This window comes from Streptomyces griseochromogenes (genome assembly GCF_001542625.1).
Lineage (GTDB): Bacteria > Actinomycetota > Actinomycetes > Streptomycetales > Streptomycetaceae > Streptomyces > Streptomyces griseochromogenes.
This window is the reverse complement of record NZ_CP016279.1, coordinates 150,996-164,160: the sequence shown is the minus strand read 5'-3', so window position 1 is coordinate 164,160 and position 13,165 is coordinate 150,996. Positions and strand designations below refer to the sequence as shown.

Annotated in this window: 12 protein-coding genes; 4 read left to right on the top strand and 8 right to left on the bottom strand. The window is 70.7% G+C overall.

Annotated features, from left to right (window positions below; genetic code table 11):
• Positions 1-2: 2 nt before the first annotated feature.
• Positions 3-1,595, top strand: a complete 1,593-nt coding sequence (metG, locus tag AVL59_RS00795) for a methionine--tRNA ligase (protein WP_067299289.1) — start codon at positions 3-5, stop codon at positions 1,593-1,595.
• A gap of 84 nt (positions 1,596-1,679) precedes the next feature.
• On the opposite strand, the gene AVL59_RS51945 is transcribed toward metG, so the two are convergent.
• Together AVL59_RS51945 and AVL59_RS00790 are read right to left on the bottom strand one after the other, a co-directional pair.
• Entirely contained in the window at positions 1,680-2,036 is a 357-nt protein-coding gene (locus AVL59_RS51945) for a hypothetical protein (RefSeq protein ID WP_159399844.1), read from the bottom strand.
• Positions 2,029-2,664, bottom strand: a complete 636-nt coding sequence (locus tag AVL59_RS00790; protein WP_067299288.1) for an RNA polymerase sigma factor — start codon at positions 2,662-2,664, stop codon at positions 2,029-2,031. Before AVL59_RS00790 ends, AVL59_RS51945 begins: the two co-directional genes overlap by 8 nt.
• Positions 2,665-3,098: 434 nt before the next feature.
• Between AVL59_RS00790 and AVL59_RS55485 the strand changes: the two genes are divergently transcribed.
• Positions 3,099-3,233: a hypothetical protein gene (locus AVL59_RS55485; protein WP_257785073.1), complete on the top strand. Its 135-nt coding sequence runs from the start codon at positions 3,099-3,101 to the stop codon at positions 3,231-3,233.
• A 129-nt stretch (positions 3,234-3,362) separates the two neighbouring features.
• On the opposite strand, the gene AVL59_RS00780 is transcribed toward AVL59_RS55485, so the two are convergent.
• Positions 3,363-3,710, bottom strand: coding sequence for a DoxX family protein (locus AVL59_RS00780; RefSeq protein WP_067299286.1), 348 nt, complete (start codon positions 3,708-3,710; stop codon positions 3,363-3,365).
• A 94-nt stretch (positions 3,711-3,804) separates the two neighbouring features.
• On the opposite strand from AVL59_RS00780, the gene AVL59_RS00775 reads away from it, so the two are divergent.
• Positions 3,805-4,500, top strand: a complete 696-nt coding sequence (locus AVL59_RS00775; protein WP_067299285.1) for a hypothetical protein — start codon at positions 3,805-3,807, stop codon at positions 4,498-4,500.
• Between the two features lie 144 nt (positions 4,501-4,644).
• Here the strand turns inward: AVL59_RS00775 and aspS are convergent, their stop codons facing one another.
• Positions 4,645-6,408: an aspartate--tRNA ligase gene (aspS, locus tag AVL59_RS00770; protein WP_067299284.1), complete on the bottom strand. Its 1,764-nt coding sequence runs from the start codon at positions 6,406-6,408 to the stop codon at positions 4,645-4,647.
• Positions 6,409-6,628: 220 nt separating this feature from the next.
• On the opposite strand from aspS, the gene AVL59_RS00765 reads away from it, so the two are divergent.
• The gene (locus AVL59_RS00765) at positions 6,629-8,809 is read left to right on the top strand and encodes a SpoIIE family protein phosphatase (protein ID WP_067299283.1); all 2,181 of its coding nucleotides are present in this window, start codon (positions 6,629-6,631) and stop codon (positions 8,807-8,809) included.
• An 81-nt stretch (positions 8,810-8,890) separates the two neighbouring features.
• On the opposite strand, the gene AVL59_RS00760 is transcribed toward AVL59_RS00765, so the two are convergent.
• The 4 genes from AVL59_RS00760 to AVL59_RS00745 all read right to left on the bottom strand — a co-directional run bounded on the left by AVL59_RS00760 (position 8,891) and on the right by AVL59_RS00745 (position 13,104).
• Complete coding sequence (locus AVL59_RS00760) at positions 8,891-9,937, bottom strand: AI-2E family transporter (protein WP_067299282.1); 1,047 nt, start codon at positions 9,935-9,937, stop codon at positions 8,891-8,893.
• A 64-nt stretch (positions 9,938-10,001) separates the two neighbouring features.
• Positions 10,002-10,487 (bottom strand): TetR/AcrR family transcriptional regulator, encoded by a 486-nt coding sequence (locus tag AVL59_RS53115; RefSeq protein WP_067299281.1) that lies wholly within the window; start codon positions 10,485-10,487, stop codon positions 10,002-10,004.
• Positions 10,478-12,151: a phytoene desaturase family protein gene (locus AVL59_RS00750; RefSeq protein ID WP_067299280.1), complete on the bottom strand. Its 1,674-nt coding sequence runs from the start codon at positions 12,149-12,151 to the stop codon at positions 10,478-10,480. The genes AVL59_RS53115 and AVL59_RS00750 overlap by 10 nt, the downstream gene beginning before the upstream one ends.
• Positions 12,148-13,104: an ACP S-malonyltransferase gene (locus tag AVL59_RS00745; RefSeq protein WP_067299279.1), complete on the bottom strand. Its 957-nt coding sequence runs from the start codon at positions 13,102-13,104 to the stop codon at positions 12,148-12,150. Before AVL59_RS00745 ends, AVL59_RS00750 begins: the two co-directional genes overlap by 4 nt.
• Positions 13,105-13,165 lie beyond the last annotated feature (61 nt).

Below are 13,165 nucleotides of genomic sequence, written 5' to 3'. Positions count from 1 at the left end.
GCGTGACCTCCCGGTCGTACTACGTCACCACCCCCATCTACTACGTCAACGACGCACCCCACCTGGGTCACGCCTACACCACGGTCGCCGCGGACGTGCTCGCCCGCTGGCACCGCGCGCGCGGCGAGCGCGTCTGGTCCCTCACCGGCACGGACGAGCACGGTCAGAAGATCATGCGCACGGCCGAGGCGAACGGGGTCACTCCCCAGAGCTGGGCGGACAAGCTCGTCACCGAGGCGTGGAAGCCGCTGTGGGAGCACCTGGAGATCGCGAACGACGATTTCATCCGCACCACGCAGCGGCGGCACACCGACCGCGTCCAGGAGTTCGTGCAGGACCTGTACGACAAGGGCGAGATCTACAAGGGCGGCTACGAGGGCCCGTACTGCGTCGGCTGCGAGGAGTACAAGCTCCCGGGTGAGCTGCTCGACGGCGAGGGTGAATTCGCGGGTCAGAAGCTGTGCCCGATCCACAAGAAGCCGGTGGAGATCCTCAGCGAGGAGAACTACTTCTTCCGGCTGAGCGAGTACGGCGACAAGCTCCTCGCCCACTACGAGGAGAACCCCGGCTTCATCCAGCCCGAGTCCGCGCGCAACGAGGTCGTGAACTTCGTCCGCCAGGGCCTGCAAGACCTCTCCATCTCCCGCTCGACCTTCGACTGGGGCGTCCCGGTCCCCTGGGACGACAAGCACGTGATCTACGTGTGGGTCGACGCGCTGCTGAACTACGCCACGGCGGTCGGCTACAACGAGAACCAGGAGAAGTTCGACGCCACCTTCCCGGCCGACGTCCACCTGGTCGGCAAGGACATCCTCCGTTTCCACGCGGTGATCTGGCCGGCGATGCTGATGGCCCAGGGCCTGCCGTTGCCCGGAAAGATCGCCGCGAACGGCTGGCTGATGGTCGGCGGCGAGAAGATGTCGAAGTCGAACCTGACCGGCATCAAGCCGCAGGACCTCACCTCGCACTTCGGCGTGGACGCCTACCGCTGGTACTTCCTGCGCGCGATCGCCTTCGGCCAGGACGGCTCGTTCTCCTGGGAGGACTTCTCCGCCCGGTACACCTCCGAGCTGGCGAACGACTACGGCAATCTCGCCTCCCGCGTGGCCGCCATGGTCGGCAAGTACTTCGGCGGCGAGCTGCCCGGGTCCGCCGCCGACGGGGAGGCGGAGCGGGCGGTCCACGAGGGGCTGGCGAAGGCCGTCGCCGAGGCCGACCGGCGCATCGGTGACGAACTGGACTTCCAGGGCGGCATCCTGGCCGTCTTCGACTTCGTCAAGCAGGTCAACGGCTACCTCACGGAGCAGGAGCCGTGGAAGGTGGCCAAGGACGAATCCCCGGAGGGCCGGGCCCGGCTGGCCACGATCCTCTACACGGCCGCGGAGTCCCTGCGCGCGGTGGCCGTGCTCCTGAACCCGGTCATGCCGGAGACCTCCCAGAGGCTCTGGGGCTCCCTGGGCGCCGAGGCGTCCCTCGGCGCCCTCACGGACCAGAACGTCCAGGAGGCCGGCGAATGGGGCAAGCTCCCGACCGGTACGACGGTCACCAAGGGAGCGATCCTCTTCCCGCGACTGGAGGAGAAGCCGAGCGCGTAGCACCGCCCGCGCATGCCGGGGCCCGGAACCGGACGCGGTTCCGGGCCCCGGCTTTCTTCCCGGAGACCGTCGGTTCTCACACGCTCAGGACTTCAGTATGTCCGGGGCCAGATGCATTCTCATGAGAAACCGTGCGTGCTGCTCATCACCGTTCTCGAGGAACCATCCCGCCTCCCTGGCAACGCGCGTATATTCCCGAATCCGCTCGCCCACCCCCGATCTCGTTCCCTCACCTTTCCTGAGCTCATCCGCCTCACGCCGTGCCACTCGGGTGAGGATCAGGTACACCGCTTCTTCGGAGACGCCTTCCGTCCCCTCGATTTCGCCAGTGCCTCCGAAAGAGGATTTATTGATCAGGTCGAGTGCCTGTTCATGGCTGAGTGGCGAATCCGGACTCGCTGCAAGCTCACACGTCTCGATCGGACGCCGGCTCTTACTCATGGGGTTCACCGCCTCGTCGATTCTTCCGCCAACGACTGATGACACTGTCGACACCCTTGACGGTCGTTCCCATGTAACTAGCTATTTCCTCGCGGGAGTATCCCTCTGCCCGCAAAGCGAGAATTTGAGCCGTCCGCCGTGGCATATTTCCCACCGCGTGCCGAACCGATTCCCGCTCGACGACACTTTCCTCGGCGCTGCGCACAGGACTTCCGTAGTCGCCGTCCCCCTCACTGCCCGTAGGTACAAGAACCTCAAGAGCCTGAGGGCGGGATCGCTCCCGCCACTTCTTGTACTCCTCTACGAAGGCGATCTTGCACTTGTTCAAGAACGACGTCTGGAGGCTGGACTTGGCCGGGTCCCACTCTCCCTCCAGGATGTTCTTCTTGAACCGGCGCCAGGCCGTGGCGACGCTGTCGTAGGCGAGCGTCAGGGCCTCTTCCCGGCTCCAACAGGATTCGCCTCGGTATCCCAGATGAGCGACCGTCTGGGCCCAGATCGTGCTGGAGGCGATCCAGCTCTTCATGACGGTCAAGCCATGGGACACCACGCGGTGTTCGAAAGCCCGGCCGACAGGACTGTCGAATCCGAATTTCTGGATCTCCGCGACAAGGGCGACGTCGTACACTCGATCCCCGTCGCTGTGCGCTTGTTCAATTTCCGCCTTCTCGTCAACACCGCTCCCCGATGTGTTCGAATCTCGGGGATGCTGCACCGTGGTTGACAAGTCGAACTTGCGATGTCGACCCCGCCCTTCGTCCGGATCGGCGGTTGCAGACCGGCTTGGCGGAGGAAGATCATCCGCTTTCCCGGGTGAGTCTTGCGTGTGCGGGATCAACTGAGCACTCCTGTAGGGAACGCGAGCTTACTCCCTTCTTCTAGGGGGGCAGTTCGCGTATCCTCCTCGCCCCTCCCGCCACTTTTTCATCGGCTGTCGCACGAGGGCGCATCGAACTCGGCCCCCCTAAAAGATCGGTCAAAGGCCACAGACGATCAGGAGTGAACGTGAGTCAAAATCGGGACCGGGACCCTCTGCTGGGACTCAGGTCTGCCGTGATCTTGATGCTGGGACTGCTCGCCGCGACGGGAACAGGCCTGCTCAGCATCGCAGCGGGTGACGATATGGCCCGGGCGGGGCTGAAAGCCGCCGGGGCCTTCGTGACGGCCGTGATCTTCTTCGACGTGATCATCGATTAGTTGACTCACATTGCCGGACCTCATCCACCGGGATCGTCTTTGGGGAGGATGAGGCCCGGCCGCTGTGCACCGACTCGGCGGCCGAACCCGCTCCCACGGAAGTTGCCGCACGAACACGATTTCTTCCGCCTAGACCATGGCCCCGAGCACCAGGGCACCGACCACCGGCACGGCGTAGACGAGCGGGAACGGAATGTGCGAGTACCACCGCGCCCGGGCCACGGTGACGGCGGCGCCCACGAAGTAGACCACCAGCCCGATCCCGGCCAGCACCCCGATGACCGGCACGAACAGCCCGGCCACCAGCCCGACGGCCCCGGCGGCCTTGGCCGCCCCGAGCGGGGTCCACCAGGCGCGCGGCACCGAGTAGTCGGTGAGCGCCTTCACGATCCACTCGGCCCGCATGAGCAGCACGGTCCCGGAGAACCCGGCCATGAGGGCGGCGAGAAGGGTGACGACGATGTGGGCGGTACGCATGAGGGGCTCCCATCGAGCGGTCGGCTGAGCTGCGAACACCCCTCTGACACGCGTCGTCGCGCGCATGTGACAGGAAGCCGGAAAAAATCTTCCCGTGAACATTCCCGAACCCCATCAGCGACTCTTCGCGGACGTCGTGTCCGTCGGCAGCCCTTTCGCCCTGGTCCTCGCCGGCGGTTACGCCCTCCAGGCACACGGCCTGCCGCAACGCCCGCACGGCAACCTCGACTTCGCGACCGAGAGTCCCGAGCCCATGGAGCGGATCGCCGGTGCCGTCGGTGCCGCCCTGGAGGCGCGGGGGCGGCAGGTGCGGGCCGCCGCCGTCACCGCTCTCACCGCCCAGCTGACGGTCAGCGACCCGCCGACCGGCGAGGCATGCGCACTGGCGTTGCACAAGGAGGCCTTCTGGCAGCCGCCGGAGCTGACCGAGTACGGCCCGGCCCTCTCCCTCGAAGACGCCGTCGGTACGAAGATCCGCGCCCTGTACGACCGGGGCGCGGCCGTCGACCTGATCGACGCGCGGGCCGCCGCGGCCCGGTTCTCCCTGCCCGACCTGGAGGAACTGGGCCGCAGGCACGCCCACGACCCCTTCGATCTGCCCACCCTGCAGTCTCGGCTGACCGGCACGGACTTCTACGCCGACGTGGACTTCCTGCGGTACGGCCTGACGGAGGAGGAGGTCACCACCCTGCGCGCCTGGGCCCAGCGGTGGTCCGACGACATCGCCGAACGGCTGCTGGAGGACGGCGCGTCCCTGGACACGGAGAACGAACAGGATGGTGACGACTGAATCCGAGCAGCCGTGGCAGGTGCGGGCTCCTGGTGTCCGCCACCACCGCCGCCTTGAGCGTGAGCGCGAGCGGGATGCGAGGCGGGCAAGCGGAAGGGCTCGAAACCGGCGGCGGTTTCGAGCCCTTCCGGCCGAACTGTCGTCCTACTTCGGCTGCGGCTTCCGGATGGACAGGTGCAACTCCCGCAGGCGGGTCTCGTCCAGCTCGGTGGGCGCGCCCATCATCAGGTCCTGGGCGTTGCCGTTGAGCGGGAAGGCGATCGTCTCGCGGATGTTGGGCTCGTCCGCGAGGAGCATGACGATGCGGTCCACGCCCGGGGCGATGCCGCCGTGCGGCGGGGCACCGAAGCGGAACGCGCGCAGCATGCCCGCGAACTTCTCCTCGACGGTGTCACGGTCGTAGCCCGCGATCTCGAAGGCCTTGAGCATGATCTCCGGCTCGTGGTTCCGGATCGCGCCGGAGGACAGCTCGACGCCGTTGCAGACGATGTCGTACTGCCAGCCGAGGATGTCCAGCGGGTCCTGGGTCTCCAGGGCCTCCAGGCCGCCCTGCGGCATCGAGAAGGGGTTGTGGGAGAAGTCGATCCCGCCGGTCTCCTCGTCCTTCTCGTACATCGGGAAGTCGACGATCCAGCAGAAGCGGAAGACGCCCTCCTCGAAGTGGCCGGCGCGCTTGGCGGCCTCCACCCGGACCGCGCCCATGATCTTCGAGACCTCGTCGAACTCGCCCGCGCCGAAGAAGACGGCGTGGCCGGGGGCCAGGGAGAGACGCTTGGTCAGCTCGGCGACGTTCGCCTCGGTCAGGAACTTGGCGATCGGGCCGGAGAGCGAGCCGTCCTCGGCCACCCGCACCCAGGCCAGGCCCTTGGCGCCCTGCTCGACGGCGTAGTCACCGAGCTGGTCGAAGAACTTGCGGGGCTGCGCGGAGACGTCCGGCACCGGCAGGGCACGCACGTGCTTGCCCGCGAACGCCTTGAACTCCGAGCCCTCGAAGACATCGGTGATGTCCACCAGTTCCAGCTTGGCGCGCAGGTCCGGCTTGTCGGAGCCGTACTTGAGCATCGCCTCGCGGAACGGGATGCGGGGGAAGGGGGAGGTGACGTGGCGGCCGCCGCCGAACTCCTCGAAGAGCTCCGTCATGAGCTTCTCGATCGGCTGGAAGACGTCCTCCTGCTCGACGAAGGACATCTCCACGTCGAGCTGGTAGAACTCGCCCGGCGAGCGGTCCGCGCGGGCGTCCTCGTCGCGGAAGCAGGGCGCGATCTGGAAGTAGCGGTCGAAGCCGGAGATCATCAGCAGCTGCTTGAACTGCTGCGGGGCCTGCGGCAGTGCGTAGAACTTGCCCGGGTGCACACGGGAGGGGACCACGTAGTCGCGGGCGCCCTCCGGGGAGGTGGCGGACAGGATCGGCGTCGCCATCTCGTTGAAGCCCATCGCCACCATCTTGTGGCGGATCGCGGAGATCACGGCCGTGCGCAGCATGATGTTGCGGTGCATGCGCTCGCGGCGCAGGTCCAGGAAGCGGTACTCCAGACGCCGCTCCTCGTTGACCCCGTCCTCGGCGTTGATGGTGAAGGGCAGCGGGGCGGCGGCGCCCAGCAGCTCGACCTCGCTCACCTCGACCTCGATCTCACCCGTGGGCAGGTCGGGGTTCACGTTCTCGGTTCCACGTGAAACAACCTGGCCGTCGACGCGGACCGAGGACTCCTTGGAGATCTTGTCCAGGGCCTCGTAGGCGGGCGTGCCGGGACGGGCCACCAGCTGCGTGATGCCGTAGTGGTCGCGCAGATCGATGAAGAGGATGCCGCCCAGGTCGCGCCGATTGTGCAGCCAGCCACTCAGCCGGACGTCGGTGCCGACGTCAGAGGCGCGGAGCTGGCCGCAGGTGTGGGACCTGTACCGATGCATCGTCGTTCATCGTCCTTCGTGGTGGGGTGATGAGTGCCGGGGCTGCCGCCTCGGCGGGGGCCGGGCACGGGGCCCGGACCCATCAAGGGTACCGGGCAGGCCAAGATCGGCTCCCCACCATTTCCTCCGCCGGCTCTCGGTGGCACCTCCAAAAGTGATGCGCGCCAATCGGACGTTCTTACAATGGCACTTATCGCAAAGCTCTTCCTAAATTGGGGCAATGCGCACAGGCGAGCCCCCGCCGTCCGTGGGTGACGTCCTCTCCGCCCTCGCGACCGGGCTTTGGCACTGGGACACGGCCACCGGCCTGGTCGGTGTCGACGCGGAGGCGGCGCGTCTGCTCGGGCTGCCCGCCGAGCCGGCCACCCTCACCCAGGAACAGACCCGCGCCCGTATTCATCCGGTCGACTGGAACGAGATCACCGGGGTCGTCCGGCTCGCGGTCGCCCAGGGCACGCTCGCCGAGGTGCGCATACGGATCATGGACGAGCAGGGGCGCGTCGTACGGGTCGTACGCAGCCGCTCGAAGCCGTCCTACGACCCCGAGCGGCAGTCGTACGACCTGACCGGCACCCTCCAGGAGATCGCCGAGCCGACGCCGCACACAGTGGCGGCCCGCGGCGCGGTCACCGGGGACTGGCGGCGCTCCCGGGAGGCGTTCCTGCTGGACGCGGGCCGGGCGCTGGCGCAGGCGCGGTCGACCGCGGAGGTGCTGCGGGTCGCCGCCGGGCTGTCCATGCCCGGGTTCTCTCCGGACGGGCTCGCGGTGTTCGGCGTCAGGGGCGACCGGCTGACGATCATCGGCCACCACGGGCACCAGCCCGGAGACGACGGCCCCTTCTCCCACATGCCGCTGACCACGGACTATCCGGCCGCCGAGGTCGTCCGCACCGGCCAGGCGGTCTATCTCTCCTCCCCGGAGGGGTACAAATCCCGCTACCCGGTCACCTGGCCGCTGGCCGAGCGCTTCGGCCGCCGTTCCTGGGCGTTCCTGCCGCTGACGGCGGCCGGGCGCACGCTGGGCGCCTGGATGGCGGCCTTCACCCATCCCGTGGCCTTCACCCCCGACGAACGCGCGGTCCTGACGACGGTCGCCCGGATGCTCGCCCAGGCCCTGTCCCGGGCCGGCGCCGCAGGCTCCCAGCGGGAGCCGGCGGAGGGCCCGCAGCACTCCATGCCGCCCTCGCCCATCCCGGAGATCCCCGGGATGAGGGTGGCCGCCCGCTACGTCCCGACCGGCGGCGGGCCGCAGACCGGCGGGGACTGGTACGACCTGATACCGCTGCCCGGGGGCACCTCCAGGACGGAGTCAGGGGGAGGCAGATTCGCGCTGGTCATCGGGGACGTCCAGGGTCACGACGCACGCGCGGCGGGCCTGATGGGCCAGCTCCGCATCGCGCTGCGCGCCTACGCCTGCGAGGGCCACCGCCCGGACGCCGTGCTCTCCCGGGCCTCCCGCTTCCTGCACGGCGTCACCCACGACGAGCACCTGAGCGACCTGCGCTTCGCGACCTGTCTGTACGCGGAGGCGGATCCGGCGACCGGACTGCTGGAGATCGCCCGCGCCGGACACCCGGACCCGGCGATCCGCATGGCCGACGGGACGGTGCTGACGCGGCCGGTCGCGGGCGGGCTGCCGCTGGGCGTCGACCCGGACGCCGACTATCCGACGGCCCGGTTCGCGCTGGAGCCCGGCGAGACCATGGTGCTGTGCACCGACGGCCTGCTCGAGACCGGCGGCCACGACAGGGAGAGCGGCTGGCGGCGCCTGCGCGGGATCCTGGAGGGCTTCGACGCCCGCGCGGCCGATCCCGATCCCGGGCGCGGCCTGGAGATGCTGGCCGACGCGCTGGTGCAGGGCGTGCACGGGCCGTCCTCGCACCACACCACCGGCCCGCTGGCCGACCGCCGCGAGGACGACATGGCGGTCCTGCTGCTGTTCCGGTCCGGGGAGGAGCGCGGCCCCGGCGGCACCGTGACGGTACGGCCGCGGGTGCGGCGCACCCTGCTGTCGGTCGCGCAGGACGAGCCCGAGCGGATCGCCGAGGCCCGCCGGCACCTGCGCGAGCTGCTGCACGACTGGGCCGGCGCCGAGCAGGTGGACGCGGCGGTGCTGCTGGTCTCGGAGATGGTCACCAATGTCCTCGTCCACACCGACGCCGACGCGCTGCTGCTCGCCGAGGTCACCGGGGAGCCGGGCGGACGTCTGCTGCGGGTGGAGGTCACGGACGCGGGCGACGAGTTCCCGCACAAGCGCCGCCCCGGTGAGCTGGCCTCCTCCGGCCGCGGCCTGGTGCTGATCGAGCTGCTCGCGGACGAGTGGGGGGTGCAGCCACGGGGCGAGGGCAAGAGCATCTGGTTCGAGCTCTACGAGTGCGACGGGACCCGCGCCGGACCGTAGCGCGAGATGAGTGCGAGACGAGCGTGAAAGGGGGCGGAAGGGGGGCGAAAAGGGGGGCCGAAAAGGGGGGCGGAGAGCGGGCTATGAGTCCGACGGCGCGGGTGCCCCGTGGCGCACCCGCAGTTCGTGGACGACGGCGAAGGCGGCGGCGGTCAGCGGTACGGCGAGCAGCATGCCGAGGATGCCCGCGACGGACGCCCCGGCGGTGATCGTCAGCATCACCACCGCGGGATGCATCTGCACCGTCCGGCTCTGGATGGCCGGCTGCAGCACATGCCCCTCCAGCACCTGTACGGCCAGCACCACCCCGAGCGCCCACAGCGCGATGACGAAACCTCGGTCGGCGAGGGCGACCAGCACGGACACCGCGCCGGACAGGAAGGCGCCGAGGTAGGGGATGTAGGCGGTGACGAAGACGAGGGCGGCGAGGCCGACCGCGCCGGGCACCCTGAGGATCAGCAGGCCGAGACCGATGCAGGTGGCGTCGATGAGGGCGATGAGCGTCGTACCGCGCATGAACCCCTCGACGGCCTCGTAGGCTCGCCGTGCCATGGCCTCCAGGGTGTCGGCGGTGTTGCCGGGGGCGGCGGCGCGCAGGCTCTCGACCACCCGGTGGGAATCGCGCAGGAAGAAGAAGACGAGCAGCAGCGCGAGCACGGCCATCGCGATCGACTCGCCGACCACGCTGACCCCGCTGATGACGTTGGACGCGGCGGTCCCGCCGAACCTGCTCAGCAGCGTGCGCGCGTTGGCGGCGAGGTCGTCGAGCCCGGTTCCGGCGGCCCCGAAGTGCCGGGCGACGGACTTGGCGGCGTCCCGGAGCGAGGCGGTGATCTGGTCCCCGGTGTCGATCAGGGCGGCGACGACGATGTAGACGGCACCGCCGACGACGGCCACGACGGCCACACAGGTCAGCCCGGCCGCGAGCGAGCGCCGCACGCCCGCCGTCACCAGACTGCGGTACAGCGGGCCGAGCAACGCGGTCCCGAGCAGCGCGAGCAGCACCGGGGTGACGGCGGTACGGAACTCCGCGCACAGCCGCACCCCGACCCAGCCGACCCCGGCGACGAGCAGCAGCACGACGCACCAGGCGGCGACGCGGCGGACGGGCTCGGGCAGCAGCTGCACGCCTCCAGCGGATCACGCGGCCCCGCGGCTGTCCTGCCGCGGGGCCCGCCCGGGTGAGGGGGTCTCACCCCAGCGTCCGCTCCACGACGAGCAGCAGCTCCTCCGCGAGGAACGCCCTCACCCGCTCGGGTGCCGCTCCCGTGCGCTCCTCGATCGTCGTCCTCAGCTCGGACCAGCACCGCCGCACGCACGTGGTGAGGCCCGGGTCCCCGGCCGGCAGGACCGCCGTGACCGCGTGCAGCCGCAGCTGCGGGAAGCCGCCCTCGTCCAGGAGGCGTTCACGGGCGCGGGCCATGGCGTCGAGGGCGGCCTCGCCGCGCAGGTCCCCGGCCGCCTGCGCGTACAGCTCGGCGGAGCGGCGGAAGGACCGTACGAAGGCCGCCTCGAACAGCGCCCGCTTGTTGGGGAACAGCCGGAAGAGGTACGGCTGGGAGATGCCCGCCCGCTCCGCGATGCGGTCCATCGCGGTGCCGTGCAGGCCGCCCCTGGCGAACTCGGTCACGGCCGCCCCGAGGACGGCCTCGCGCCGCTCGTGGAAGGTCAGGCGCATGCCGGGCCCGGACGTCCCGAGGACACCTCCAGCGGATCCCAGTGCGCGCCGCGCTCCGGCAGCAGCGAGGCATCGCCGAGGACGGCGCCCGTGTGCACCTCGTGCATCAGACGGCGGCCGAGGATCTGGCCCGCGCAGGCGATGCCGCTGACGGCCGCACCGGTGATGCCGTTGCCGTAGCGGGTGTTGGCGCCGGCGATGTGCAGGCCCTCGATGAGGGTCGCGGTGTCCGGGCGCGCCCCGGTGGCGCCCCACCGGGCCAGGCCGAAGGGGGTGCCCCCGGTGGAGAGCGTGTACCGCTCCTGGGTGAGCGGGGTCGCGGTCTCCACGTGGGTCACCTTGTCCCGGAACGGGCCGAGCACCTCCTCGGCCGCGTCCAGCACCGACTCGGTCAGCCGCGCCTTGCGGGCGAGGTAGTCCGGGTTGCGGCGGTAGCGCTCGCCGTCCGCGGGGCCCGCGCCGACGCCCCAGGGTCCGGCGCCGGGCGGGCACAGCGTCATCAGCTGGAAGTTGGAGTGGCCGGGCGGGCAGATGCGGTGCGTCACCGGATCCTTGCCCGAGGCGAAGGAGACGAACAGGAAGTCGGTGGTGTCCGTGGCCGGGCCTTCGCGCAGCGTGCGGTAGTACCGCTCGATGTCGTCGTGCCGGTACCACCACACATTGGCGTGCCGGCCGATGTCCTCGGACAGGGCGACGTAGACCGTGGCCCAGGGCAGGGCCATCCGGGCGTCTCGGGTCTTGGCGGCGAGCCGGCGCGGCAGCCGCTCGGCCCCGACCAGGTCGAGCATGGTGCGCCGGTAGTCGGCGTTGGAGACGACGACCGGGGCGGTGGCCCGGGTGCCGTCGGCGAACTCCACACCCCGGGCGCGGCCGCCGTCCACCAGGATCCGGCGCACCCGCGCCCCGGTACGCAGCTCTCCGCCGTGTGCCCCGAGCACCTCCAGCAGCCCGGCGGCGAGCATCTGCCCGCCGCCCTGCGGGTAGGAGGCGCCGCGCATGTAGTGGTCGATCAGGGTGGCGTGCAGCGCCACGGTGCCCTCGTCGGGGGCCATGCCGTAGTTGGGGGACTGCGCGGCGAGCAGGGTGCGGGCGCGGGCGGACAGGCCGCAGTGCTCGAACAGTTCCGCGAGGGTACGACGGCCCCAGGCGACCGAGTGCGGGGCCCGCCGGGGGAGTTCGGCGAGCGGTACGTCCTCGGCGGCCAGGATCGCCTCGCGCCGCTCGCCGCCGAGCCCGGCGATCACGTCGACGAAGGCGTCGATGCCGGCCGCGTCCCCGGGGCACAGTTCGGCGAGCCGCTTGCGGTAGCCGGCCCAGTCGGCCGGTACGTCCAGGGTGGCACCGGGGATCTCGACGCGGTCGAAGCCGTCCGGGTCCATCGGCCGGTAGGTGATCCGCTCGCGCAGGCCGAGTCCGTCCAGGATCGCGGGCAGCACCCCGTCCGGGCCGCAGTCACCGAGGTAGTGGACGCCCACGTCGAACTCGTAGGAGCGGCGCCTGCGGAAGACATGGCTGTTGCCGCCGGCGACCGCCGCCTGCTCGGCGACCAGCACCCGTCTGCCGCCGACCGCGAGGTAGGCGGCGCACACCAGCCCGCCGATGCCGGAGCCGATGACGACCGCGTCCCACACCCCGTCGTCCGGGCCGGGAGTCCGCCCGCTCATGCCACGCTCCGCATCGCCGGGCCCGGCACCGCCGGCAGCTGTTCCGGCTCGCTCACCCGCAGCCGGGAGACGCGCGGGCTGATCCGGCGGGCCAGGCCCGTCAGGGTGCGGCCGGGGCCGATCTCCACGAACAGGTCACAGGACAGGTCGTCGGCCATCGCGCGCACCCCGTCCGCCCAGCGCACCGGAGCGGTCAGCTGCCGCTCCAGGATCCCGGCCCAGTCGTCGCCGCCCCGGTGCGGGCGGGCGTCGACGTTGGCGACGACCGGGGCGTTGCCGGCCCGGAAGCCGGTGCCGAGCAGAGTCGTCCGGAACGATGTGGCGGCCGCGGCCATCAGGGGCGTGTGGAACGCCCCGCCCACCGGGATGGAGACGATCCGGGTCGCGGACTCGGCGAGCAGCGCGGAGCACCGCTCGACGGCCTCCACCGTGCCCGAAAGGACCGCCTGCTGGGGCGAGTTCACATTCGCCACCCAGACCTGGCCGTCCTCCTCGCGCACCGCCTCGGCCGCCTTCTCCACCTCGTCGGCGGGCAGGCCCAGGACGACCGCCATGGTGCCGGGCTCGGCCGCGCAGGCCGCCCGCATCGCCGCTCCGCGCTCGGCGACCAGGCGCACCGCGGCGTCGAAGGCCAGGATGCCGGAGGCCACCAGCGCGGAGTACTCGCCGAGGCTGTGGCCGGCGCACACCAGCGGGCGCCGGGCCGCCGGCAGCACCTCGCGCAGTTCGTGCAGGATCACCATCTCCAGCGCGAACGTGGCGAGCTGCGCGTTGTCGGTGCGGCGCAGACAGGTCTCGTCGGCGCGCAGCAGCAGCTCGGGCACATCGCGCCCGGTGACCTCGGCCGCCCGCTCGGCCAGGAACCAGCCGGGACGCCCGGCCCACGGGCGGCCCATGCCGGGCGCCTGCGCACCCTGCCCGGGAAACGTCAGTGCCAATCGCGGACCGCTCATATCGGCTTTCCCCCACCTTCCGTCGACTCTGCGGCAGCCACCCTAGAATTCATTCTTGAAA

Excerpts from the sequence above, each read along its gene's own strand:
- AVL59_RS51945 (WP_159399844.1), bottom strand. The coding sequence starts at position 2,036 with ATGAGTAAGAGCCGGCGTCCGATCGAGACGTGTGAGCTTGCAGCGAGT.
- AVL59_RS00765 (WP_067299283.1), top strand. The coding sequence starts at position 6,629 with ATGCGCACAGGCGAGCCCCCGCCGTCCGTGGGTGACGTCCTCTCCGCC.
- AVL59_RS53115 (WP_067299281.1), bottom strand. The coding sequence starts at position 10,487 with ATGCGCCTGACCTTCCACGAGCGGCGCGAGGCCGTCCTCGGGGCGGCC.
- AVL59_RS00780 (WP_067299286.1), bottom strand. The coding sequence starts at position 3,710 with ATGCGTACCGCCCACATCGTCGTCACCCTTCTCGCCGCCCTCATGGCC.
- aspS (WP_067299284.1), bottom strand. The coding sequence starts at position 6,408 with ATGCATCGGTACAGGTCCCACACCTGCGGCCAGCTCCGCGCCTCTGAC.
- AVL59_RS55485 (WP_257785073.1), top strand. The coding sequence starts at position 3,099 with ATGCTGGGACTGCTCGCCGCGACGGGAACAGGCCTGCTCAGCATCGCA.
- AVL59_RS00745 (WP_067299279.1), bottom strand. The coding sequence starts at position 13,104 with ATGAGCGGTCCGCGATTGGCACTGACGTTTCCCGGGCAGGGTGCGCAG.
- AVL59_RS00750 (WP_067299280.1), bottom strand. The coding sequence starts at position 12,151 with ATGAGCGGGCGGACTCCCGGCCCGGACGACGGGGTGTGGGACGCGGTC.